The 23,671-nt window shown below is 42.1% G+C and carries 18 protein-coding genes; 6 read left to right on the top strand and 12 right to left on the bottom strand.

Annotated elements, in window-relative coordinates; all coding sequences use genetic code 11:
* Window positions 1-16 precede the first annotated feature (16 nt).
* The 6 genes from ACX3PZ_RS08805 to ACX3PZ_RS08780 all read right to left on the bottom strand — a co-directional run bounded on the left by ACX3PZ_RS08805 (window position 17) and on the right by ACX3PZ_RS08780 (window position 9,149).
* Window positions 17-1,477, bottom strand: coding sequence for a glycoside hydrolase family 30 protein (locus ACX3PZ_RS08805; protein WP_459112577.1), 1,461 nt, complete (start codon window positions 1,475-1,477; stop codon window positions 17-19).
* 16 nt (window positions 1,478-1,493) lie between these two features.
* Window positions 1,494-2,573: a glycoside hydrolase family 16 protein gene (locus tag ACX3PZ_RS08800; protein ID WP_459112576.1), complete on the bottom strand. Its 1,080-nt coding sequence runs from the start codon at window positions 2,571-2,573 to the stop codon at window positions 1,494-1,496.
* A gap of 70 nt (window positions 2,574-2,643) precedes the next feature.
* Window positions 2,644-3,594, bottom strand: coding sequence for a hypothetical protein (locus tag ACX3PZ_RS08795; RefSeq protein ID WP_459112575.1), 951 nt, complete (start codon window positions 3,592-3,594; stop codon window positions 2,644-2,646).
* A gap of 6 nt (window positions 3,595-3,600) precedes the next feature.
* Window positions 3,601-4,701, bottom strand: coding sequence for a PKD domain-containing protein (locus ACX3PZ_RS08790; protein WP_459112574.1), 1,101 nt, complete (start codon window positions 4,699-4,701; stop codon window positions 3,601-3,603).
* A gap of 10 nt (window positions 4,702-4,711) precedes the next feature.
* Window positions 4,712-6,223 carry a RagB/SusD family nutrient uptake outer membrane protein gene (locus ACX3PZ_RS08785; RefSeq protein WP_459112573.1) on the bottom strand — a complete coding sequence of 504 codons (1,512 nt, stop codon included), beginning with the start codon at window positions 6,221-6,223 and terminating at the stop codon, window positions 4,712-4,714.
* A 4-nt stretch (window positions 6,224-6,227) separates the two neighbouring features.
* Entirely contained in the window at window positions 6,228-9,149 is a 2,922-nt protein-coding gene (locus ACX3PZ_RS08780) for a SusC/RagA family TonB-linked outer membrane protein (RefSeq protein ID WP_459112572.1), read from the bottom strand.
* A 198-nt stretch (window positions 9,150-9,347) separates the two neighbouring features.
* Here ACX3PZ_RS08780 and ACX3PZ_RS08775 point away from each other — a divergent pair, with 198 nt between their 5' ends.
* The 3 genes from ACX3PZ_RS08775 to ACX3PZ_RS08765 are packed head-to-tail and all read left to right on the top strand — an operon-like array spanning window position 9,348 to window position 12,547.
* Complete coding sequence (locus ACX3PZ_RS08775) at window positions 9,348-10,544, top strand: MFS transporter (protein WP_459084048.1); 1,197 nt, start codon at window positions 9,348-9,350, stop codon at window positions 10,542-10,544.
* A gap of 28 nt (window positions 10,545-10,572) precedes the next feature.
* Entirely contained in the window at window positions 10,573-11,334 is a 762-nt protein-coding gene (locus ACX3PZ_RS08770; protein ID WP_459112571.1) for an NUDIX hydrolase, read from the top strand.
* Between the two features lie 31 nt (window positions 11,335-11,365).
* Complete coding sequence (locus tag ACX3PZ_RS08765; protein WP_459112570.1) at window positions 11,366-12,547, top strand: acyl-CoA dehydrogenase family protein; 1,182 nt, start codon at window positions 11,366-11,368, stop codon at window positions 12,545-12,547.
* Between the two features lie 60 nt (window positions 12,548-12,607).
* On the opposite strand, the gene ACX3PZ_RS08760 is transcribed toward ACX3PZ_RS08765, so the two are convergent.
* The 3 genes from ACX3PZ_RS08760 to rsmG all read right to left on the bottom strand — a co-directional run bounded on the left by ACX3PZ_RS08760 (window position 12,608) and on the right by rsmG (window position 16,461).
* Window positions 12,608-15,304, bottom strand: coding sequence for a PD-(D/E)XK nuclease family protein (locus ACX3PZ_RS08760; RefSeq protein ID WP_459112569.1), 2,697 nt, complete (start codon window positions 15,302-15,304; stop codon window positions 12,608-12,610).
* 99 nt (window positions 15,305-15,403) lie between these two features.
* Window positions 15,404-15,817 carry a hypothetical protein gene (locus ACX3PZ_RS08755; protein ID WP_459112568.1) on the bottom strand — a complete coding sequence of 138 codons (414 nt, stop codon included), beginning with the start codon at window positions 15,815-15,817 and terminating at the stop codon, window positions 15,404-15,406.
* A gap of 8 nt (window positions 15,818-15,825) precedes the next feature.
* Window positions 15,826-16,461, bottom strand: coding sequence for a 16S rRNA (guanine(527)-N(7))-methyltransferase RsmG (rsmG, locus tag ACX3PZ_RS08750; RefSeq protein ID WP_459112567.1), 636 nt, complete (start codon window positions 16,459-16,461; stop codon window positions 15,826-15,828).
* A gap of 108 nt (window positions 16,462-16,569) precedes the next feature.
* On the opposite strand from rsmG, the gene ACX3PZ_RS08745 reads away from it, so the two are divergent.
* Window positions 16,570-17,223 (top strand): metal-dependent transcriptional regulator, encoded by a 654-nt coding sequence (locus ACX3PZ_RS08745; protein WP_459084038.1) that lies wholly within the window; start codon window positions 16,570-16,572, stop codon window positions 17,221-17,223.
* Between the two features lie 142 nt (window positions 17,224-17,365).
* Here ACX3PZ_RS08745 and ACX3PZ_RS08740 read toward each other — a convergent pair whose 3' ends face one another.
* Both ACX3PZ_RS08740 and gyrA read right to left on the bottom strand, forming a co-directional pair.
* Window positions 17,366-18,751, bottom strand: coding sequence for a tetratricopeptide repeat protein (locus ACX3PZ_RS08740; protein ID WP_459112566.1), 1,386 nt, complete (start codon window positions 18,749-18,751; stop codon window positions 17,366-17,368).
* Between the two features lie 27 nt (window positions 18,752-18,778).
* Window positions 18,779-21,448, bottom strand: a complete 2,670-nt coding sequence (gene gyrA, locus ACX3PZ_RS08735; protein WP_459112565.1) for a DNA gyrase subunit A — start codon at window positions 21,446-21,448, stop codon at window positions 18,779-18,781.
* Between the two features lie 141 nt (window positions 21,449-21,589).
* Between gyrA and ACX3PZ_RS08730 the strand changes: the two genes are divergently transcribed.
* Entirely contained in the window at window positions 21,590-21,904 is a 315-nt protein-coding gene (locus ACX3PZ_RS08730) for a DUF4286 family protein (RefSeq protein ID WP_459112564.1), read from the top strand.
* 1 nt (window position 21,905) lies between these two features.
* Here ACX3PZ_RS08730 and ACX3PZ_RS08725 read toward each other — a convergent pair whose 3' ends face one another.
* Window positions 21,906-22,937, bottom strand: a complete 1,032-nt coding sequence (locus tag ACX3PZ_RS08725; RefSeq protein WP_459112563.1) for an acyl-CoA reductase — start codon at window positions 22,935-22,937, stop codon at window positions 21,906-21,908.
* A gap of 249 nt (window positions 22,938-23,186) precedes the next feature.
* Here ACX3PZ_RS08725 and ACX3PZ_RS08720 point away from each other — a divergent pair, with 249 nt between their 5' ends.
* Window positions 23,187-23,537, top strand: coding sequence for a 4Fe-4S dicluster domain-containing protein (locus ACX3PZ_RS08720; RefSeq protein WP_459084031.1), 351 nt, complete (start codon window positions 23,187-23,189; stop codon window positions 23,535-23,537).
* Window positions 23,538-23,671 lie beyond the last annotated feature (134 nt).

Genomic DNA, 23,671 nt, shown 5'->3' with positions numbered 1-23,671 from the left:
CCTTGGATTATACGCTCTAAAATACAAAGGTTCCGACCGCACCTGCATCGAGAGATAAGGTGGCCCATTTTCCATTAATTCTTAAATTGAAGATTTCAGCGTTTGCGCTGCCGTTCTGTGCAATTAAAACCAGTTTCCCACTAGGCGTTTGAAAGGCTGCGGTACTGAGGTTTGAATTTTGGGTAGACTGAATCCGAACCGAGTTTTGAGGAACAAATTTCGAGGCGTGCGCTATAATGTAATAAGCAACGTTGCGGGTGAAGTTGCTACTTCCGTTAATCGTAATTGCGCCCTTGCAAGTGTCACATCCGCCCTGCGTATGCGGCTCGTAACGACCGTCATTCGCTAAGTTCCATTCGAGTGCGTTTTTACTCCAGTTTCTCATCGATCCTATGATTACGTTCTTCACATGCCAATTAAGATCTCCTCCAAATTCTCCTGTTGATGCCGTGTACTGTTCTGTGAAGTAAAGATTCTTGGACGGGAAGGTATTGTGAATTCCTTGCAAAACATTTATGTCTCCTCCATACAGGTGGAATGCACTTCCGTCCACGTATTGCGCTGCTTCGGTATCCGAAAGAATTTCAATTGGATAGTCAGGGCGATCGCAATTGTGATCGTAGATTACAATCTTGGTTTGAACGCCTGCTGCGCGAAACGCAGGTCCTAAATGGTTTTTAATGAATTCTGCTTGCTGCTTTGCCGACATGGATAAACTAGGATTGTTCCCAGGGTGCAAAGGTTCATTTTGCGGCGTGATTGCATCGACTGTGATGCCATTTTCTTTCATCGCTTTAATGTACTTTACAAAATACTGAGCATAGACCCCGTAGTACTCCGGTAGAAGTTCACCTCCAATACTGCTCTTATTGGTTTTCATCCAGGTCGGTGGAGACCAAGGCGTAGCCATAATTTTAATGTTAGGATTGATCGCGAGAATGCGCTTAAGCATATCCACTAAAGCTTGGTCCTTCGAGAGTGAAAATTTGGCTAAAGTTACGTCGGTTTCACCTGCCGGTAAATCGTTGTAAGAAAATACAGAACTATTCAAATCCGATGCGCCGATGCTTAGTCGAATATAACTTACTCCTATGCTGTTATCCCCTTGTCCAAATAGTTCCTGCAGAAGTTCATTTTTTTTAGAGTCGCTTAACTTATTAATAACCTCCACACTACCCCCTGTAAGGGTGTATCCAAATCCATCGACAGATTGGAATTTTTGATTGGTATTGATATCAATAAAAGGATAGGAATTCGTCTGGGATGAAAAGGCGATCACGTTTGTTTGTTTTTGGAGCAAAGCAGACTGATCCGATTTCGTAATCCACACATCTACTTCATTTTTCGCGGTCGGTGGATTCACGGGTGGATCTACGGGAGGGGTTTTCCCTCCGGGCTCAGAGGAGCGCGAGCAACAAGAAAGAGAAGTTGCCAAAAGCAAGCCGGTGAAAATAGTGGACAAAAGACGGGTTTTCATTTGAATGAGTTTAGGGTTATTGGTAGACGCGAACGTAATCAATTTCAAAAGTAGCCCCTTGAACCGAAGGATCGATCGTTCCTCCAAAGTTTCCACCCATTGCCATGTTCATAATGATGAAATAATTATGATTGAAAGGCAAAGAACTTGAATTGCTAAATGTGAAATAAGGTTTGTTGTCCACGGAGAAAATGATTGAACTTGGAGTCCATTCGGCCGAATAAATATGGAATTCGCTTGATGCTGTTGGAAGCATCATACTTCCACCTACTGCATTTCCACCGAAGTGTTCAGGATAATGCAAAGTGGAGAAGATTCGGTTCTGTTGGTTTCCCACATGTTCCATGACATCAATTTCTCCACTGCCAGGCCAAGGGACTGTGTCTATATTGGCCCCTAGCATCCAAAGCGCTGGCCATGTTCCTTTTCCGGTAGGAATCTTGGCTCGGAATTCAATCTTTCCGTATTTGAAATCAAATTTACCTTTGGTCACCATTCGGGCCGAGGTAAAGGAGCTTCCTTGAAATGCTTCTTTAATCAAATGAATTTTAAGTGTACCGTTACTAACCTCCGAGTTTTCTCTTCGGTTGGTGTAATATTGTAGCTCGTTATTTCCCCAGCCGCCATCTCCAGTTCCTGTCTCATGGGTCCATTTTTTTGCATCCGGGGCGCCGTCCACATTGAATTCGTCAGACCAAACTAATTTGGAGGCTACCTTCACTCGGATTTCAAGAGTTTTAGAAGCGAATTTATCTCCGTTATAGGCGGAAATAAACACGCTGTAAACATGGGATCCGGGAGCGGTAAACGTATAGGTAAATGCGCCTGTGCTTGAGCTAAGGGTTTCTCCGTTGACTAGCATTTTGTAGCTTGTGGCATGGTCTGCTTTCGCAGTGAAATTAACGACCCCACTTCCGTCTCCTTCTGGATTCTGAGCATTGGAGCCCACAATTAAAGAACTAACCACAAGGTTGCTCGGTGTCGGTTTGGGTTCTGGTGTCCCTGGATTGTCGCCGCCACCAGAGGAGCAAGAAACAAGGAAAAACACCAGGAAAGTTCCAAGTGCTATAAAGTTTATATTCAGTCTTTTTCTCATGATTTGAATCGGTTAAAAATAAAAAAGGAAGCGGCTATTTTCAAACCGCTTCCCAAGAGAGAAACTATAGTTACTCAACAGCAACTAGTTTTACATACCATGCATTACCCGTTTCCGTCCCCTGTACCCTTAGGTGCATGGTGGTAGGTGTAATGGATAGGATTTCATATTCTTTTTTCGTGGCCGCGTATCCAATAAAGGTCGTGTTTCCCGAAAGCAAGATACTGGTGGTCGTTGATGCCGAAGCAGCGACTCCACTTGTGGCTTCAATGAAAGCAAAGGCAGAGCTACCTCCAGCGTATGGGTAACACCCTTCGTCTCCAGAACCTGGGATGCCTGGAATTCCAGCGAGCGCACCTGTTTTTGTAAAGGCTCCTTGTGGAGTTGTGGATTTCATACCAAAGCTGGTTGTTCCTTCTTGCGTGAAGGTAAAGCTTGCGGCATAAAGACAGTCTGCTATTCCTTCTTTTTCAAAAGGTGCGGCTGCCCACCATTCAGGTTCAATTGAGGCAGGTGTGTAAGGACCCACTCCCATGTGCGCAGGTTGCGCTTTTGCTACGACCCAAGTTTTGGACGTTCCGCCTGTTAGGTTTTCTACCACGACAGGATCTGGATTGTACACACTTTTTACAGTGATATCTTTTGTCGCTACTGTAGAGGTACCTCCAGCACCGTATGCCATAACCGAAATTCGGTAATTAACATCGCCAAGTGAACTGAATTTTTTAGTGATTTTGCCTGCGGGCATAACCACATACTCTGGTTCACTTCCTAAATTGTTAATCTCTGTAAATGCGACACGATAGCTAAGAACGTTGTCTGCACTTGCGGTAATATTCACGACTCCTGATCCGTCACCGTTAGGGTTTTGAGCATCTTGTCCTGAAATCTCGGTAACAATATTTAAATTGGTTGGAGAGCTAAGAGCTCCCATTGTATACTCGTCCTCCTTGCACGAGAATAAAAATACAAGTGCAAAAGAAAGGAGTCCTGAAATTTTTAGTAGGGATTTAGTTGTCATAATATTTTAATTAATTTGTGTAATGTCATCCAAATAAACGACTTCACCATTGCCAACACTACTAGCATTAACTAGGAAAACAACCTGCGTGAAGCGATAGCCGCTGGCTATGTCTTGGTCTGTAAAGTCAAACGTAAGTTCTTCCCACTTGTTTGCTTTCGTTGTTAAAACCTCCACAAAGGGTTTGTAATCACTCCCATCTTCCAATTGGAAATGCACAGAGGTTCCGATGGTTGGCGAATAGACTAATATTTTAAATACCTTTCCATTGTCAATATTAATAGGAATGCCTCCTGGCTCTCCGAGTGGAATATAAATACCAGCCCAAGTTTCTGCTCCAACGGATTTGCTTAGTGTAAGTACTTTGTTTGAAACGTTTAAGCCTTCCGTGTTTGGATTGTCGACAAAGCCCATTCCCATACCGCCAAAGACGCCTGCTACCCCGTAATTCGTGTAAGGGGTCTCAAAATCGATAGGAAGTCCAAGCGGGTTGTTAACCGTTACATCTAAAGTAGTGCTCGCGGTAGCGGCTCCCCCACTCAGTGCCGTTACAGTTATGGTGTACTCCCCTGCTGTGGCATAGGTATGGGTCGCAGACGCTCCGTTCGCGATGACAGTGGGAACTTCAGTGGCTCCCTCTCCAAATAGGATTTTATACCCACCACTCGCAAGCTTCGCTTCCGGCTTCACGGTTAAAGTAAGTCCTCCACCGGAAACGCCAATACTAAGATCCGTTGGTGTGGCGTAAATTACGCTCAATGGATACGTGTTTACCGTTTCTTTTCCAGAAAGATCAATTGAGGTAATACTTACCGTATAGTCTCCTTCTTGATACACGTGCGTTATACTTTGACCCGCGTTTACAACGGCAGAGGCCGCAGCTCCTGTACCGTCGCCAAAGTCGACAATGGATTTAGAGATTCCAGTTCCTACCGGTGTGATTCGAACCGTTCCAGAGTTGTCTGTACTTAGGTCAAAAATCTTATCGTAGGTACCTGAATTGGGATCGGTTAATTCCGGTACGTTTTGGTCAATGCCCTCCACATCACATGCCGTAATGAGTAAGGCAAGGGCCAAAAGGCCTGTTGTAATTTTAAATGCTTTCATATCTTAGGAATTAATCTTTGTAATTTGGATTTTGTTCAATCTTGGTTCCTTGCAATTCTTGGTAAGGAATCGGTAAGATTTCATTTTTCCCTGCGACAAATCCTTTGGAAGCGAGTACACTTGCGGCATCCCCCCAACGAACAAGGTCAAAGAAACGATGCCCTTCACCTGCGAGTTCAATTCGTCTTTCTTTCTTAATGGCATCCATGGTGACAGGGACAGGAAGAAGGCCTACTCTCTTACGAACTGCATCCAAAAGTGCCTGAGCCCTTGCGCCCGTGGCGCCTAAAGCTTCCGCTTCCATTAGGTAAGTATCTGCCAAACGAATGATATAAGAATTCTGACGGTAATTTAAAACCGCATCTCCGGCTCCGTCTGTTACATCATCATTGGTTGGGACGAACTTATTTAAGAAGTATCCCGTGTCGCGATACCCTGGAGTATAATCTGCTTGCCCCGCTGCTTTAAGCGCTTTCAAGTCAAGAATCGTAGCTTCAAATCTTGGATCTCCTTTAATCGCATCATAGAACCCTTGAGTCCAGTTGTTGAAACTCCAACCTGTTGGAAGATCCGGTGCGTTCGCTCCAATCTTTGTATATCCTCTTGGGCCTACCATTACGCCCGTGGTATTTCCTTCATCGGTTCCACTTCCCCAGTTCCCCCATCCGGCGTTACTTAGGTTGGTGTGTGAGCATTCTAGAATGGATTCTGAGTTGAACTTGTTGTCTGTCACCCATAAATCATCAAAAGAATCGAGTAATTTATATCCGTACTGACTTGTTCCTCCCGGCGTACCGTTTACTAAGGCAAGTTGTGCAGCGGCTTCGGCTTTTTTGCCGTTGTAAAGGTAAATTTTCCCAAGTACTGCTCTTGCAGCTCCTTGAGAGAGTCTACCTGGATATTGCGCCGAGGCATTCAAAGGTAAATTTGGAATGGCATCTTCAAGGTCCTTTTCCATTTGTGCGTAAACCTCTTCACTTGGAGCTTGCAAAACGTCGTACATAGCTGCAGGGTCGATTGGTTCCAAGATTAAAGGCACGTTTTTGAACATTCTCACGAGGTTGAAATAATAGATCGCCCGAAGCGTTTTGGCTTCCGCTGCAAACTGTTCTTTGGTCGTGTCAGCCATAGGAACGTTTGGCAATTTCTGTAAAAGAATGTTTGCACGGAAAATCCCTTGGTAATGATCACTCCAGTAACTTCTGTGAATCGTAAATTGATCGATCGTGAAATTTTCAAATTTGTGAATTCCGACTCCATCGGTTTCCCCTCCACCTCCGGCGAAGTGATCATCCGATCCCGCATTCATGAAAGTAAGGATGTTGTCAAAACTTCCAGTGTTCTTTCTTAAAACATCGTAGATAGAAACGAGTCCTGAAAAGGCTTCACTTTCGTTTTTGTAGTAATTGGTTTCGGTTTGCTTTCCGTCGTTGGGTACGTTTAAGTACTCCTCCGAGCAGGATCCGACGCTAAAGCTGAGGGCTCCTATTAAAGCAATGTATATGTATCGTTTGTTTTTCATTGTTTTAGAATTGTAAGTTGATACCAAAGATTAAAGTTTTAGGTTGTGGGTAATACCCTTTGTCAACCCCCATAACATCCCCTCCAATTTCTGGATCGTATCCATTGTAATCGGTCAGGGTCCATACGTTGTTTCCAGTGACATAAACTCTAATTTTTTGAGCGCTTATGGCATTCGTTAATTTCGCAGGTAGAGAATACCCTAGAGAGAGAACTTTTAGTCTCACATAGTCCCCGTCTTGCAAGTAGAAATCGGACATGTTCGTGAAGTTTCCGTTCGTATCGTCTGAGGTCAGTCTAGGATAGTTGTTTGAAGTGCCTTCTCCCGTCCATCTTTGAAGCGCTTCGGCTTGATAGTTTGCTCTACTTACGTCTAGTCTTCTCAGGCCTTGGAAGATTTTGTTTCCTGTGACTCCTTGGAACATAGCATTTAAGTCAAATCCTTTATATTCGAAATTTAAACTTAATCCAAATGTGTTTTTTGGAAGAGAACTTCCTAGGAAAGTTCGGTCTTCGGAATCAATGGTTCCGTCTCCATTGGTATCCATCCATTTGAAATCCCCTGGTTTTGCATCCGGCTGGATCACAGAACCGTCGGCTGAAGTGTAAGAATTTACCTCGTCCCAGTTTTGGAAAATTCCGTTGGTTTTCCATCCGTAGAAACTTCCATAAGGAAGACCTTCCATAAGTCTGGCGACTTCACCATTTAAGGATTGAAAGCTAGCCATTCCGATAAAATCAAGACCATTTAATTTGGTGACTTCGTTTTTAAGCGTTGCGAAATTGGCGGACGCATCAAATTTCAAATCTCCAAATTTCTTACGGTAAGATAGTTCGAGTTCAAAACCGTCGTTTTTCATATCCCCAATATTCCCCCACGGGTTGTTGGTTACCCCTACATAGCCCGGGATTTGGTATTGAAGTAAAATCCCTTCGGTTACTTTTTGGTAGTATTCCGCCGTTAAAGTAAAGTTATTAAAGAGACGGGTATCGATTCCAATGTTCTTTTGCGTCGTGGTTTCCCAGTGTAAATCGTTGTTAGAAAGCGTTTCAGGTGCGCTACCAATGATGACGGATGGACCGGTTCCAAAATAGTAGTTGTATCCGTTTGCGATTAGAGATTCGTATTGATTTGGGGCAAGCGATCCGTCGTTCCCGTTTTTCCCGTACCCCGCTCTAATTTTAAGTTCGTTTACGAAAGAGTTCTCTGGCCAAAAGTTTTCTTTTGTAACCACCCATCCTGCAGAAACAGAAGGGAAAGTCCCGTATTTGTTGTTAGGGCCAAATAAGGAAGATCCATCGCGACGAACGATTGCGGTTAAAAGATATTTTTCTTGGTAGTTGTAATTTAACCTTGCAAAAAGAGAAGTTCTTCTTACTTCGTTAAAGTTATAACTATACCCTAGTTGGTCTGTAGGAGCGACCGCCATATTGAAGGAAGCTTCTCTCCAGTCGTTTGTGGGTACATTGTAATGGGTGGCTCCACTGAAGTTTCCTATTCCAGTGACATAAACCCCTTGTCCTAATAAAAAGGCGAAATCATGGTCAGAAATCTTTTTATCGTAAGTTAATGTGTTTTCTAGGTTCCAATCTAATCCATTGCCATTTCCGCGGTTTAGGTTGTTTCGAACCACATTTAAATTAAGGGAACTTAAATAATACTGTGGGTTGAAACTGTAATCACCCCAAAAGGCTTTTTTTGCCCCGAGTGTACTTCGAAGTTTTAAGTCCGGAATCAGTTCCGCTTGCAAGTACGCGTTTCCTACGATTACATCACTCCAACTGTAATTCCCCATACGAGTTTGAATGTACGCAAGAGGGTTTACAATCTCGGATTGTTGCATGTTGGAAATCCCGTAAGGGTTTCCATTCGCATCGCGAACAATCCATGGAGAGGCCGTGTACGGCGCCGAGTTGGCTCGAACGGGATCATACTCAATCGTGGGAGTTAAAGGGTCGAGCATAAGTGCGTCTGCAAGTACTCCACCGAATTCACGGTTTTGATCTCCAATTCCCACGTTTTTTTGATGTGTATAAAAGAGATTCTGACCGAAAGTTAAAATATTGTTTAAAAACTTGTGCGTAGAATTTACTCTAGCCGTTTGTTTTCTATAATTAGAAATAGGAGTTGCTACGATCCCCTCTTGTTCTTGAATCCCGAAAGAAGCGTAGAATTGAGAAGTGTCGTTTCGTCCACTAAAACTTAGTTCATGGTTTTGTCCAAATGCACTGGTATTGAATACTTCTTTTTGCCAATCGGTTCCTACACCTAAAGTAGAGAGATCATTAAAAAGAAGTCCTTCGCCTCCATTGATAGATCGTTCATTCATTAAGGCTCCGTATTCAGTACCGTTTAACAATTGAAGAATTCTCGAAGGTGCGGAATACGAAGTGTACCCATTATAGGCTACGGTCATTCTTCCTTTTCTGGCGCTCTTGGTGGTTACTAGAATAACCCCTTTCGCGGCTCTAACCCCGTAGATGGCAGCAGAGGCTGCATCCTTTAGGATTTCAATGGATTCAATATCCCCTTGGTTTAAGGTAGCAATATCTGCATTTTCAAGTGGAACACCATCCACAACCCATAGCGGGTCGTTAGCTCCGGAGAAAGTAGTAACCCCACGGACACGAATGGTGGATGAGGATCCCGGTGCACCGGAGTTCATTGCGATGGTTACCCCGGCACTACGCCCCTGCATCATTTGTCCAATACCCCCGTTGGGCGCATTTTCGAAATCTTCAGAGGTCACCTTAGATATAGCTCCTGTGACCACGCTTTTCTTTTGTACGCCGTATCCGACGTTCACTAAAACTACTTCTTCAATAGTTTCCTCGCGAACTGTATCCTTCTCCGCTTGCTGCGCCATTAAACCGGTGGCAGAGAGAAGCATGGATAAGCTCAAAACACTAAGAATTTGTTTTTTCATATTATTTTGATTTTTTTATCTCATAATGAGACAATAAATCTATAACAAATTATTAACATTGAGTTTTATTTTTTTATTTTTTTTAAAATTTGTTTATTTGCAGTGCTTTAGAGCAAAAAACAAAGGAAAATTACTATTAATTTGAGTGCGTTTATAGCTTAAAATTTCACAAAAACTGTTACTAAAACGTTAATTTTCATGGTGCACTCCGAAAAAATATCCCACTATCCCCTTGTTCTCGTCTTTCTAATTTTCTCCATGTTGTTAAACTGCATGGGCATTATGATTCTCCAATTTTCACAGCAGCAAATTTCATTTCAAGGGCTGGGATTCTTAGAAGCGTTTAAAGATTTGCCCATTGCCGTTGCCTCGCTTTTTGCCGTTCGATACATTAATCGCTTTGGCTCTAAGTATGCGCTTCTTTTCACAGTGGGTTTTGTGGCTATCTGTTGTTTAAGTGTCCCTTTTATTGGAAGCTTTTGGATCATGAAAATCTGGTTCGTCTTTATCGGACTGGGCTTTGCAGTGGGGAAAATTAGCACCTTCTCGCTTCTTCGAAGTAATTTTAAAGAGAAGCATTTAGCTCAGGTAATGAACGAAGTGGAGGCTTCTTTTATGCTTGGGATCTTTCTTGTGAATATGGGATTCGGCTGGCTCTTGGGCTCTTCTTTTAAGGAGCATTGGATGTTTGGGTTTTGGATGATTGCTCTTCTCTCGATTTTCACCTTCATTCTGCTTTGGAGAATGCCCTACGAGGAAATAAAAGAAAGTGAAGAGGTACAAAAATCCAATTTATGGGTTGGATTTGTCAAGCAAATGGATCGCAAAACGACGGTGTTCCTTCTAATTATGCTTTTGATTGTATTTGTTGAGCAGTGCCTTAATTCCTGGCTCCCGACTTTCTACAAAGGCCATTTTAATGTCTCCTCGCAGTTTGCCCTACAGAGTACGGCCTTTCTCGCACTTTTTTCGTTTGTAGGAAGGTATTTAACGAGCAAACTGATTTATCGTTTCTCTTGGTATAAATACGTTGGGAGCTGCCTTGCATTGCTGGTGTTAATGTTAGTGACGATGTACCTTTTTATCAATTTTGCCCCTGAGCACAATTTGTATTTGATTTATTTAATTCCGGCCATTGGACTGTTTCTATCGCCTCTTTATCCCATTATTAATGCCCGAATGCTTCTTCATTACGATTCTCAGAAGGTAAATCGATTGATTTCTGCGCTTGTGGTCTTTTCTTCTTTAGGGAGTGCCTTAGGCTCTATTTACATTTCGTGGGCCTTTCATTTTGATTTAACTTCCTTATATTCAGTGTTTATTTTGGTTCCTATTTTGTTTTTAGGACTTCTTCTTGTATTTTTTAAAATATTAATCTCTCAAAAAGATAATTAGTCTTAACTTTGGAAAAAACGAGTAGTGCATGAGTGTCATTGATGATTCTAAAAACAGACAATCTTTACAAGATCTTATTGATACGGACGGATTTATTCCTCAAATTTCGGTAGACTGTACCATCTTTGGCTTTCACAAGGAGAAACTCCGTATCCTTTTGTTAAAATACCACGATCTGGACCTATGGTCCATTCCTGGCGGTTTTGTATTCCATCACGAGGATCTAAGAGAAGCGGCAGCGCGCGTTCTCTATGAGCGAACGCATCTTGATAATTTGTTCCTGGACCAGTTCCATACTTTTGGTCGGAAGGAAAGAACACAAAACAACGTTCATCAAATCCTATTGGAAAACCGGGGGATTGAAGTCCCGAAGGACCATTGGATCCTTCAGCGCTTTATCAGTGTGGCCTACTGCAGTTTGATCGATTACACGATTTCCAAAACATTTCCGGATGCATTAAATGAATCGATTGCTTGGTTTGATGTAAATGAACTTCCCAAAATGGCCTTTGATCACGAACGCATGATTCATGTGGGCCTCGATCACCTTCGGCGGAATTTGGACACACAGCTTGTTGCCTACAACCTGCTTCCTGAAAAATTCACCATGATGGAACTTCAAAAGCTCTATGAGATTGTTTTAGGAGAACCGTTTCGACGTAATAATTTTCAGCGAAAAATGCTTAGCTTTAACCGTCTCGAAAGACTAGAGAAATTCTTCGACGGATCGGCCAACAAAGCCCCATATCTGTATCGCTTTAAAGATGATTTGGTTGACTTTCGAGATTGAGAACAAATTCCTAATTTAGAAAAAAAATAAAATGCCCTATTATCCTTCTACTTTAATACCCGATTACTACCTAATTGATGATCTCTTAACTAAGGAACACCTGCTTATTCGGGATTCTGTTCGCAGTTGGGTGGACTCTTTTGTCCTCCCTAAAATTGACAAGGCGGCTCAGGACCACGAGGACCTTCCCGGTTTAATGAAAGAATTAGGCGCCATTGGCGCGCTAGGTCCTTACATTCCACAAGAATACGGAGGGATGGGCCTAGATCAAATTTCCTACGGACTTATCATGCAAGAACTCGAACGCGGAGACTCCGCTGTTCGTTCAGCGGCATCTGTGCAAAGCTCTCTTGTGATGTTTCCAATTTTTAAGTTTGGCTCAGAGGAGCAGAAAAAGAAATACTTGCCTAAGCTAGCTTCTGGGGATTTTATTGGTTCCTTTGGCTTAACTGAGCCCAACCACGGGTCAGATCCAGGGGCAATGGAAACTCATTTTACAGAAGAGTCTGACCATTACCTCCTTAATGGAAGCAAAATGTGGATCACCAATGCTCCCCTTTGTGATATTGCAGTGGTTTGGGCAAAAGGACCCGATGGAAAAGTAAGAGGATTAGTGGTAGAAAGAGCTATGGAAGGCTTTTCAACACCAGAAACGCTAAACAAATGGTCCCTACGTGCGTCAAAAACAGGGGAACTTGTTTTTGATAACGTAAAAGTTCCAAAGGAAAATTTACTTCCGGGTGTTTCTGGATTAAAAGGACCGCTTTCCTGTCTTAACTCAGCACGCTACGGAATCTCGTGGGGTGTGATTGGAGCGGCCATTGACTGCTATTGCACCGCTCTGCAGTATAGTTTAGAACGTAAGCAATTTGGAAAGCCCATTGCTTCGTTTCAATTGCAACAAAAAAAGCTTGCCGAGTTTTTAACTGAGATTACAAAAGCGCAGCTTTTGTCTTGGAGACTTGGGAATTTGAAAAATGCAGATGAGGCCTCCCCTTCTCAGATTTCACTTGCAAAACGAAATAATGTTAAGATGGCTATTGACATCGCAAGAGAAAGTAGACAGATGCTCGGAGGAATGGGTATTATGGGAGAATTTCCAATGATGCGTCATGCGGCTAATTTAGAGTCCGTCATTACCTACGAAGGAACCCACGATATTCATTTGTTGATTACAGGCCATGATATCACAGGAATTAATGCCTTTTCTTAAAAAACATTCTTATTTCAAAACAAAAAAGGAACTCGAAATGAGTTCCTTTTTCTATTTCGTTCAGTAGGATTTGCTATAAACGGGAATTTCCTTTTGCTCGAATGGGATTTCGGGATTTAGAATCTCTAGAATCAGGGTTCGAATGGAATTCATCGCAGTGCTAAGATCCCCATCGACAAAGGTAAGAGGCTGAGGTCCTTTCTTTGCGTTAATAAACGACCAAATATGGGCTCTGGTTTCAATGCCTTTAAATTCCCCACTTGACTTCAAAAACCAAAGATAGATGCTTAACTGAATAGCTTGTTTTAAGCTTTTTTCAATTAGGTAATTTTCGCTCAAGTCTTTAAATTCTAAATTAAGGTTTTCCAATTTTCCGGATTTATAGTCTGTGACCCGAATGACGCCATCTAACCTGTCAATTCGGTCAATGAATCCCTTGAAAAAAACTTGGTCACCATTCTCGTTTTCAAGATCAAATGCAAGGTTGCTAAAAGGATGTTCAAGGGCAAGAATTTCAAGTTTACTTCCCTCTTTAACCAAAGCAAGATCGTACTTAATGACCGATTCTACGGCATCGCGAGCGATGGTTTTGTGTACGAAATTCATTCCCTTTTCATAAGCTTCAAGGGGGTGATCAAGCTTAATAATAGCTTCTTCAATTGCTTCATCTATTTTTGAGAAAAGTCCATTTAAGTCCTTTTCATAAAGCACTTTACCTTTAAGTGGTTCATAAAGTACTTGAAGTGCATAATGGACGAGTGTTCCGTAGCTTTTACGAGAAATTTCTTCTTCAATGTCATCTTCTTCCGAGAGTTTTAAAATCGATTTTAAATAAAATTGAATAGGATTATACATATACGAAGTGAGGTGGGTAGCAGCCACTTTTGATTTCCACTCCTCTAATCGTTCAAGTACGGATGGTGTTTTTTCAATCGTCATTAACGACTTTTGTACCGGCAATGAATCCGCGTCAACCACGGTATGTTTAATGGCATGTTTACTTTCCAGTTCAATTTGCGTTAGGAACCTTGACTTCTCCCCTGTATTGACCCCTGAGCTTAAACTGTTGTAAAGGAAGGTTGCTTTCTTTGCTTTTTGTAGCAACCTGTAAAAGTGATAGGCGTAGATACTGTCGTTTTCAAGATACGTTGGAAGTCCTCGAGTTAATCTAACGTCAAATGGCAGATACGAGTTTTGGGAGCTTCCTTGAGGAAGGTTTCCTTCGTTTGTTGAGAGCAAAATAATGTTCTCAAAGCTTAAAAGCCTCGTTTCTAAAAGTCCCATCACTTGCAGTCCCTCCAAAGGTTCCCCTTGAAACTTGATTTCTTCGCTTCCGATCAAATGGTTCATCATCACCTCGAGGGTTTCCATGCTTACTTCAAATTGGTAGCCCTCCAATTGATTGGCGGCAATTTTGAATGCATTCTCAAAGAGGGTGATGTTTTCGTACAGCAAATCGTTCTGTGTCGTGGATTTTAAAGAAAGGCAGAATTCAATTAATTCTTTGAGAAGAGCTTTTGGAGAATCATAGGGCTGAAGGATTTTGAGGTAACTAAGGTTCCCTAACAATTCTTGCAGTCGCTTTTGTGATAGATAGACCAGGTTTTTGGAGCGCAGTTGTTCTTGGAATTCATGCGTGATTGTTTTGTCCTCTTTTGTACTTTCAATGGCATTGATAATGGCATTTACGTCTCGGTAGTAGTAGGATTTGGACTTCGCCAATTGCTTGTGAAGATGAAATATCTTTTTAATGGCAAGTGAAAAATCTAAATTTTTTATCGGAAATCCCATCGTAATGTTGAGACTCTCAACAAACTGCAGGCTCTCAAGGGTTGCAGGCAGTAAATTTTCGTCCAAAAGGACGACTGCAGTCTTTGAGACTTCTAAAGGAGATAGGTTCTCTAAGAGGCTAGGAAGTACTTTGGTCTGGGATACGTTTCCCGATACTTCAATAATCTCAATGTCTTTTGGTTGAATGAACTCATTTTCAATCCAATTGAATTTTCGATGATCTCCAAATTCTTTCCATTGAAAAGAGCTTCGAAGAAATTTTCCAGCTTCTTGTCTTTTGTCGTTAAGGTAGTATTGATCTGCATCGAAAAAGCACTGAGCTTTGTTCCATTGCAAAAGACCACGCATTAAATCCTTTTCAATGGGAGTAATAGCATTGAACCCGCAAAATACGTAGCGCTGATCGACATTTGCAATAAAAGTTTCTAGATTTTCACTGGCTTTTTCATAGACCATTCCATAACTATACCACCCTTTCTCAATTAGCTTCTGTTTTAAGATTGGAAAGAAATGTGCTAATCGACGCCAGAAATTAAGGTTTTTCATTTGGGTTTCTGTAGGATCGCCAAGAGAATCTCCCCAGTTTTTGATTCTCTCTTCTTCGTGCATATAACTAAAGACCTCTTTTTCGCTTGCTTTGTATTTTAGGATGTCGTCCCAGTCTTTTAAGGCCGTGGGAAACCATTTTAAAAACTGGTTAAAGTCCTCGGTGTAAAGAGTACTGTAGACATCATAGGCAAAGAGCCATAAAGACAGGCCTTGAACCATTGGAACCCCGGCAATTTCTTCCATTAGCTCCTCAATGGTGTAAAACTCGGGTAAGAAACCCGTATAGCCATTCTCAGCCAAGTGCTTTTTAAAAAAGACAGTGGGACGTTTCCCAGGAAAAATCAAGGTGTAGTTTTTGAGGCTTGAACTCTGTTCAAGAAGTTCCAGCGTAATTTTGTTTAGAAATGAAAAGTCCAAAGGTTCTGTTTTTAGGTAGAGCCAAGATAAGAAAAAGACTTGAAAGAAGGAGCGGGCGCCCTTCGTTTCAAGTCTTTTTGTTGGAGTGTTCCTCTATCCTTAGGGGGCAGGGCTTGGAAGAACCTCAAGGGTTTTCTCAACCCACTGGTTATTTTCCTTCCAAAACTTGAGACGAAAGGTTCCGCTTCTTTTTGGCGTGAAATTTATAAAAGCCTGTGATACGGAAGTGGCGCCACATACGCTGTCCGTTTTAAAGTAATAAGCGGTTATTTGTTTTTCCTCTCCTACCTCTACTTCAGAAAAACCATGAAAAAGTTCACAATTGGCAGCAAGTTTATGATAGGTTGTGATTTGTACAGTATTGCCAAGAGTAATTGATTCGCTAGGCAGCGATACACTGTCGGTGCTTAACTCAATCTTTTGAGCAAACGTGGGATCGTCAGATCTCTGACAACTTGTTAGGGAAACAAGCGCAGTGAAAATTGTAAAAAGAAAGAACTTAGAATTCTGCATGGTCTATATTAGGAATTAAAGTGGCCTTTGGATAGGTACACTACTTTTTTGGTTTCAAAAAATTCTTCTTCGAAATGTTTACTTAAGGAAGTAAGTTCACATCGAAGGCCTGCAAGTTCTTCTCCCAGGTCTCCCCCTTTTAGGTAAAGAACCCCATTGTGTTTGCTGTTAATTTGTTCTTTTTCAAATTTCCCTTTTAGCCATTTTAAAAACTCAGGCATACGAGTGACAGCGCGGCTAACCACAAAGTGAAATTTCTCTTTTATACCCTCTGCTCTGCCATGGATCCCTCGCACATTGGTGAGCCCAAGTGCCGTGGAGACTTCGTTGACCACGAGAATTTTCTTTCCGATGGAATCCACAAGGGTAAACTGCGTTTCTGGAAATAAGATCGCTAAAGGAATTCCTGGGAATCCTCCCCCAGTTCCTACGTCTAGCACTTTCGTGCCCGGGGCAAACTCAATAACTTTCGCAATGCCAAGAGAATGAAGGATGTGCTTCTCATAAAGAGAGTCCATGTCTTTTCTAGAAATGACATTAATCTGAGAATTCCATTCCGTGTAAAGTGCTTCAAGTTGTGTGAACTGCTCAATTTGTGTTTTGGAAAGTTCAGGAAAGTATTTTAGTATTAATTCGATACCCATATATAGTGCATAAGAATTGCAAATTTAAGGTTTTAATTTTGGTCTGTAGAGAAAGTTCTTATGTTAGATAGGTTTTTTTGAGAGTCTAACTTTTTGTACTTTTGAGGCATGACTACGCGTACAGAAGAAAATTATTTAAAGGCTCTCTATCATTTGACAGAGAAAAATCAACCCGCTAGTGTAAATGAACTCAGTAAAATTCTGGGTATCAAGATGCCTAGTGTAAACAGCATGATGAAGAAGTTCGAGAAAAAAAGCTGGGTTAGTTATGAGCCGTATAAACCTCTTTTGCTTACGAGTGAGGGTAAGATAGAGGCTGCACTTATTGTTAGAAAGCATCGTTTAACCGAAATGTTTCTCGTAGAAAAAATGGGATTTGGTTGGGAGCAAGTACATGAAATCGCAGAAGAAATCGAACACATTCAATCGAGTTTGTTTTTTGAGAAAATTGACGAGCTTTTGGATTACCCTAAAACCGATCCCCATGGATCTGCCATCCCCGACAAAAGCGGCTCCATTGAGCGCTTTAATTACAAAAGCCTTAACCAAGGTAAGAAAGGAGACGTCTTGGTCTTTTGCGCTTTAACGGAATCGACCAGTGAGTTTTTAAAATATTTGAACGCAAAAAACTTGGCCTTAGGTACAAAGCTTAGAATTGATTCCGTCGAAGAATTTGACGGAAGTATGAAGGTGAGCTATGGAGGTGAAACCCATGAGTTTAGCGAAAAGGTTACGCAGCGACTTCTGATGGAGAAAGCATAAGAAAGGATTACAAAATTGTTACTTGTTCGAATAAGCGTTGGTTCAAATTGATAACTACGATATGCCTTTCGTGAGCAGACAATTATCAAATAAAAAGCCGTCTCAAAATCGAGACGGCTTATCGCTTTTATGTTTTTAGCGCTTATTTTTGCTTCGCTTTTAAAGCGGCTTCTTTTGCTTTGAACTCTTGGAATTTTACCTCATTCTTCGTGCTTTGGTAAAGCCCTTTTAGAATGGTAACGGCATCGATATCCTCAGGCGCGGCTTTGTACCACTGCTCTGCGTAAGGAACCGCTTTGGCAAAACGATCTCTACGATCTTCCATTACTTTGTTCGCCTCGTTCATCTTTCCTGCTTTTCTTAAGTCATTGTACTGATCAATGTGTTTTTGATCGTTGTCAATGTCCATTGTCATGTACGTTAGGTTCTGAAAAGCCGGTGCATAACTCGGGTCAATTTCAACTGTTTTTTTGAAATAAGATTCCGACTCCGCTCTTTTGCTAGGGTCTTTGCTTGATAGAACCCCTAAGTTGTACCAACTGATTTTATCTTGTGGGTTTTTGGCCACTAGTTCTTTCAAACTTGCCATAAACTCATCCGTTCTACCCGCGCGGTAATAAGCAAGACCTTTTAATTCAGTCAGTTTGGTGTTTTTCGGGAATTTATCCATTCCTTTCTGAGAGTACGCAATCGCCTCGTCATATCTTTCTGCTTCAATCATTAGACCGACAGCCGATTCGTAAAGCTCCTGTTCAATGTTAGGACTTGTTTCGTTTTTATACTCGGTATAGTCCGCATTTTGAGTCTTTTTCATTAAATCCCATGTGGCCTTATCAAATTCCACTTGTTGTCCCGACTTGTCCTTTGCATAGTAACGAGTCTCAACTCCTGTGTAATTGGAATCTATAAGGGTTTTGTAGATTTCAATTCCTTTTGCTTTGTCTGAAGAACGAGCGTAGGTGATGGCAGAAAAATACAAATACTGTTTGTTATCTTGACCTGCCGCTTTTAAAAGGTTGTAAACTTCTAAAAACTTAGGACCTGCAACGTCGAAATTCTCCTTGTTGTTGGCTTCGAGTGCTGCTGTATTAGCCGCTTGAATTAAAGGGTTTACCTGGCCAATAATTTGTCCAGTCAATACCGGATTGTAAGCCTCTTCTTTCAAGTTTGAAATTCCAGAAGCGTCCGCTTTGGCTTTTCCAGAAATGTAAACTTTGGTTTTTCCTTCTTTCCCTGCGTAGATTTTGTTTTTCCCTAAATCCGTAATGTTCGCAAGTTGTGCTGCTCCTTCTACGGCTTTCCCTTCTTTAATAAGGACAAGACCTTTGGTGTAATAGTACTGTTCTTGAATGTTTGGTTCTAGGACATATACTTTCCCATTCATTAGAGCTTCGGCCTGAGCAATGTTTTGTTTTGCTTCTGCAGTATTACCTGCCTCAATCGCCTTAAATGCCGCAGAAACTTCTTTTTTCTGCGCGAATGCAAAGGTCATAGAAACCATTGCTACACTTAAAATTATTTTTTTCATTCCTATACTTTTTTAACGTTATTTACTTTATTCTTCGCTAGGATCAGAGGAATCGTCTGCTTCCCCTTTTTCTATCTCTTCATTTTCCTTCTTTTCCTGCTCTTCAATGCTGCGTAAGTAAGCTTCATCGCCTAGAGTCGTTACCGCATTGTCTCCACTTTGTGGAGCCCCACTGAATTCTACAAGATCGCTATGAACTGCGCCTGGAAGTGGTTCTGTAGATTCTTCTTCAGATTCTGCTATTTCATCGTCCATTTGCACTTTCGCAATGGCCGCGATTTCATCGTTTTTCTTGAGGTTTATTAATTTAACCCCCTGTGTATTTCTACCCATCACACGAAGTTCATCGACGCTCATACGAATGGCAACCCCTGATTTGTTGATAATCATAAGACCGTCTCCGTCCACAACGTTTTGAATGGCGATCAGGTTTCCGGTTTTTTCCGTGACATTCAGGGTGATTACCCCTTTTCCGCCTCGGTTCGTCACACGGTAGTCTTCCACCGCTGAACGTTTCCCATATCCTTTTTCAGAAACCACTAATACGCTTTCTTGCTGCACATCATTCACAACAATCATACCAATTACCTCATCGCTATCTTCTAAAGAGATTCCTCGAACTCCGATAGAGCCTCGGCCTACGGCGCGCGCTTTCTCCTCAGGGAATCGGATGCATTTTCCTTTTTGAGTCGCAATCATGATTTCAGAATCACCTTGAGTCAAACGGGCTCCTAAGAGAAGGTCGTTGTCTCTAATTTCAATGGCGTTAATTCCGTTGGTTCTTGGACGTGAGTAGGCTTTAAGCAAAGTCTTTTTCACCGTTCCGTTCTTCGTGATCATTACCACGTACATTTGATTTACGTAGTCTTCGTCTTTTAGATCGTCTGTTTTAATATAGGCGCGAACTTTGTCGTCGGGTTCTATATTAATAAGGTTTTGAATCGCTCTCCCCTTCGCAGTTCGAGATCCTTCAGGGATTTCGAAAACACGCAGCCAGTAACATTTTCCTTTCTCTGTGAAAAATAACATGTACTGGTGGTTTGTCGCGGAAACTATGTATTCTAAAAAGTCCGTATCTCTTGTGGTCGCGGCTTTGTTACCCACGCCTCCTCTGCTTTGAATTTTGTATTCCGAAAGGCTCGTACGCTTAATGTACCCTAAATTAGAAATGGTAACCACTACGGTGTCGTCTGGAATAAAGTCTTCGATCGACATATCCCCTCCGGCGTAATCAATCTCGGTTCTTCTTTCGTCTCCGTATTTTTCTTTGATTTCAAGCATTTCCGCTTTGATGATTTCAAATCGTCTAGGTTCGTTCGAAAGGATGTCTTCTAGGTCGTTAATTAAGGCCATGATTTCATCGTATTCCGCACGAATCTTGTCGAGTTCCATTCCTGTAAGTCGAGCGAGTCGTAGATCTAATATCGCTTGGGCTTGAATTTCAGAAAGTTCAAATTCACTAATCAGCCCTTCTTTCGCTTGGTTTGGCGTAGAGGAATGACGAATGATTGCAATGGCTTTGTCTAGAGAGTCTTGGGTTCCTATGACCTTCATGAAACCCTCTAAGATATGCGCTCTTTCTTGCGCTTTGCGAAGTTCAAACTCGGTACGTCGTACAATCACCACGTGACGGTGATCCACGAAATGCACGATCATGTCCTTTAAGTTCAATTGCTCTGGTCTTCCGTGAACAAGGGCAATGTTATTGATACTAAAAGAAGTCTGAAGTGCCGTGTATTTGTAAAGTAGATTCAAAACGACATTCGGAATGGCGTCATTTTTAAGTTCGTAAACAATTCGCATCCCGCGTCTGTCCGATTCGTCCCGAATTTCGTAGATCCCGGGTACTTTTTCGTCTTTCACAAGTTCTGCGGTACGAGAAATCATTTCCGCTTTGTTTACTTGGTAAGGAATCTCGGTCACCACAATGGCGTTGCGATTTCCAATTTCTTCGAAGTTTACTTTTGCGCGAGTGACCACGCGACCTCTTCCTGTATGGAATGCGGCGCGCACGCCTTCGTATCCATAGATAATCCCACCTGTAGGGAAATCGGGCGCTACGACATGCTGCATGAGCTCGTCAATGGTAATCTCGTTGTTATCTATATAAGCACAAATTCCATCTACTGCCTCCGAAAGGTTATGGGGTGCCATGTTGGTAGCCATTCCGACCGCAATCCCTGAGGTTCCATTGACCAGTAGATTGGGTATACGCGTAGGCATTACCGTAGGCTCGGTCATGGAATCATCAAAGTTGTTTTGGAAGTCCACTGTGTCCTTGTCTAAGTCGGCTAAGATTTCATCCGAAATTTTCTTTAATCTAGCCTCTGTGTATCGCATGGCTGCGGGCGGGTCTCCGTCCATGGAACCAAAGTTCCCTTGTCCATCCACTTGGGTGTAGCGTAAACTCCATGGCTGCGCCATACGTACCATTGCGTCGTACACGGAACTATCCCCGTGTGGGTGATACTTACCCAGTACGTCCCCTACGATTCTCGCAGATTTCAGGTGCTTTCTATTTGAAAACACGTTAAGTCCATACATCCCGTATAATACCCTTCTATGGACGGGCTTAAGACCGTCTCTCACGTCCGGTAATGCTCTGGATACAATCACCGACATCGAGTAATCGATGTACGAGGATTTCATTTCATCCACAATGTTAATTGGAATTAACCTTTCTCCTTCTGTATTCATATAAAATCTAAAATGTTTTTCAAGGCCAAGGCCTGTGATTTCTATTTTTTACGTTCAAAATATAATAACGTGCTAATTTAAGAAAAAATTCCCGATTTTTGCCCTCAAAATTATCCACATTTCTTATAAAAATAGACAAAAATGACGGTACTGAGCATAACTTTTCACACGATTGCCTCTTCGCTCGAGTCGTGGGATTCTTATTTACAAAATGAGCTACATCAAATGGTTGAAAATCTGTATGATGTGGAGAAGTATATTATCTCCTCTGTGGAAACCGAACGCGTAACGGAGGGGCAAAACACGAATTTGCTCTTAGTCTTTGAAACCCAAGAGATTCGCTCTAGTTTTATGGAAAATGAACTTGTCAATTTGGTGGAACACGTCGAAAAGCGATTTCAGGACGAAGTCATGGTGTTTGTGACCACGTTAAATCCTTCTAAAAGTCGTTTTTGATCTAGAGTCCTTCGAGAAAGGCCATCGTGTCCACGTGGTCTGCGTATTGCGCTAGGGTTGGATTTTGAGCCTCTCCGGGTTTAATTCTGTCTTTAATTTGCTCTAGGTTAGAAACCACGCACTGCGTTTCGAGCTTGTGGGTTTCAAGGAAGCTTTGCGCCTCTTCCCACGATTTATAGGTTGAAAAATGAAGTACGGACAAAGGGCTGAAAAGCTCAGGGCTTTCTCTTAGCATGACAAAGTTGTTGTCCCAAAAAAGATCTTGGTTCAGAAGGTAAATGGCTTTGTTGTAATCGTAGTTGTTCGCGTAGCCATTGTGGTTGATAATCTCTGAGTAAGGCAAAAGGTTCTCAAAGATTCGTTCGAGCTTAAAACCTTCGGGAAGTAATAAATAGGTTACGTTTCGACAGCCTAACCCAAAGTAACTAAAGACGTCCTTTCCTAGAGCTTGCAAATCCTCATCACTGTCGTTCTCACTCACCACCGCTAAGGAGGTTCGGTTCTTTCGAATAATGCTTGGGTACTCCTTAAAGTAATACTCGAGATAACGAGCCGTATTGTTGCTTCCTGTAGCGATGACTGCGTCAAAATTTTCTAGTTTCTCAGTCAATTCATAACTCACATTTCCTTGAGAAAACTCATTCCATTTTGTAAGCAGAAAAGGAAGTAATCGCTTGTCCTTAGACGAGAGCTTAAGGACAGGAAAATGACCGCTTAAAAGTACGCAGATCACATCGTGAAATCCAACCAATGGAATGTTCCCGGCAAGGATTAGCCCTACTCTACGCGGGGTACTGGCTCGTTTGTAGGAAGAAAGCCACTCTTTGATTGCAGGTTCATTTAAAACACTTGCCCACTGGGAAAGGCTCTGTGTGAGCGATTCTTTCGTAAACCACGAATTTTCAGCCGTGGTTCTAGATAGCACCTCTTCAAGTGCGGTTTGTTCAGGGGAAAGATTCTCTCTTGTATCGAGATAATTCTGTATAAACTCACCTAATTTCGCAAGGCCTTGTATTTGTAAATCTAATGCCATTAAAAATGTTTCTCGTCGTTGGATAAGACTCTAAAAAGGGGCTCAAGGCCCTCTTTTTTAGCAAAGACAAAGATACGCAATCACGGGCGAAAAGACAAATGGGTCGCACCACCTTACGCCAGGAGCTAGCTTGCTCATAGTTAGGGCCAAAACCTGATCTATTTTAGGTTTAGAATCTCGCTAAAATTCGTCTTGAGCCGAGATTTCTTTGTATATTTGTGCAACTTTATATAAAAATTAACAACAGCAATGGCGATTAGAATAACGGATGAATGTATAAATTGCGGCGCTTGCGAACCCGAATGTCCAAACAATGCAATCTATGAAGGTGCAGTGGATTGGAGAGCCTCCGAGGGGACTTCCCTCAAAGGAAAGGTAACCCTTAAATCCGGGTTAACCGTGGATGCGGATGCTCCGCAAGAGCCCGTAAGTGATGATGTATACTTTATTGTCACGGACAAATGTACAGAATGCATGGGATTCCATGAAGAACCACAGTGTGCTGCCGTATGTCCGGTAGACTGCTGTATACCGGATGAAGACCACGTAGAGTCGGAGGAAAGCTTACTAGCGAAGAAGGCTTTCTTGCACAACGAATAATTAGTAAGGCCTCAAAGTATTGAGGCTTTTTTTTCAAACCTTGTTGTCGCTCGTCTAGAAACGATAGAAAAGATTTGGCAGAAGGTTTTTCTGTTTCACCCTTTGTCGCCTCGGCGGCAAATCAAGACCCAATT

This window comes from Chryseobacterium sp. A321 (assembly GCF_054489265.1).
Note: the sequence above shows the minus strand (reverse complement) of the source record. Positions and strands in the feature narration are given on the sequence as shown.

Coding starts and splice junctions, on each gene's coding strand:
- ACX3PZ_RS08720 (WP_459084031.1), top strand. CDS start 23,187: ATGGCGATTAGAATAACGGATGAATGTATAAATTGCGGCGCTTGCGAA.
- ACX3PZ_RS08775 (WP_459084048.1), top strand. CDS start 9,348: ATGGTGCACTCCGAAAAAATATCCCACTATCCCCTTGTTCTCGTCTTT.
- ACX3PZ_RS08745 (WP_459084038.1), top strand. CDS start 16,570: ATGACTACGCGTACAGAAGAAAATTATTTAAAGGCTCTCTATCATTTG.
- ACX3PZ_RS08755 (WP_459112568.1), bottom strand. CDS start 15,817: ATGCAGAATTCTAAGTTCTTTCTTTTTACAATTTTCACTGCGCTTGTT.
- gyrA (WP_459112565.1), bottom strand. CDS start 21,448: ATGAATACAGAAGGAGAAAGGTTAATTCCAATTAACATTGTGGATGAA.
- ACX3PZ_RS08765 (WP_459112570.1), top strand. CDS start 11,366: ATGCCCTATTATCCTTCTACTTTAATACCCGATTACTACCTAATTGAT.
- rsmG (WP_459112567.1), bottom strand. CDS start 16,461: ATGGGTATCGAATTAATACTAAAATACTTTCCTGAACTTTCCAAAACA.
- ACX3PZ_RS08800 (WP_459112576.1), bottom strand. CDS start 2,573: ATGAGAAAAAGACTGAATATAAACTTTATAGCACTTGGAACTTTCCTG.
- ACX3PZ_RS08725 (WP_459112563.1), bottom strand. CDS start 22,937: ATGGCATTAGATTTACAAATACAAGGCCTTGCGAAATTAGGTGAGTTT.
- ACX3PZ_RS08770 (WP_459112571.1), top strand. CDS start 10,573: ATGAGTGTCATTGATGATTCTAAAAACAGACAATCTTTACAAGATCTT.
- ACX3PZ_RS08730 (WP_459112564.1), top strand. CDS start 21,590: ATGACGGTACTGAGCATAACTTTTCACACGATTGCCTCTTCGCTCGAG.
- ACX3PZ_RS08795 (WP_459112575.1), bottom strand. CDS start 3,594: ATGACAACTAAATCCCTACTAAAAATTTCAGGACTCCTTTCTTTTGCA.
- ACX3PZ_RS08785 (WP_459112573.1), bottom strand. CDS start 6,223: ATGAAAAACAAACGATACATATACATTGCTTTAATAGGAGCCCTCAGC.
- ACX3PZ_RS08780 (WP_459112572.1), bottom strand. CDS start 9,149: ATGAAAAAACAAATTCTTAGTGTTTTGAGCTTATCCATGCTTCTCTCT.
- ACX3PZ_RS08740 (WP_459112566.1), bottom strand. CDS start 18,751: ATGAAAAAAATAATTTTAAGTGTAGCAATGGTTTCTATGACCTTTGCA.
- ACX3PZ_RS08790 (WP_459112574.1), bottom strand. CDS start 4,701: ATGAAAGCATTTAAAATTACAACAGGCCTTTTGGCCCTTGCCTTACTC.
- ACX3PZ_RS08805 (WP_459112577.1), bottom strand. CDS start 1,477: ATGAAAACCCGTCTTTTGTCCACTATTTTCACCGGCTTGCTTTTGGCA.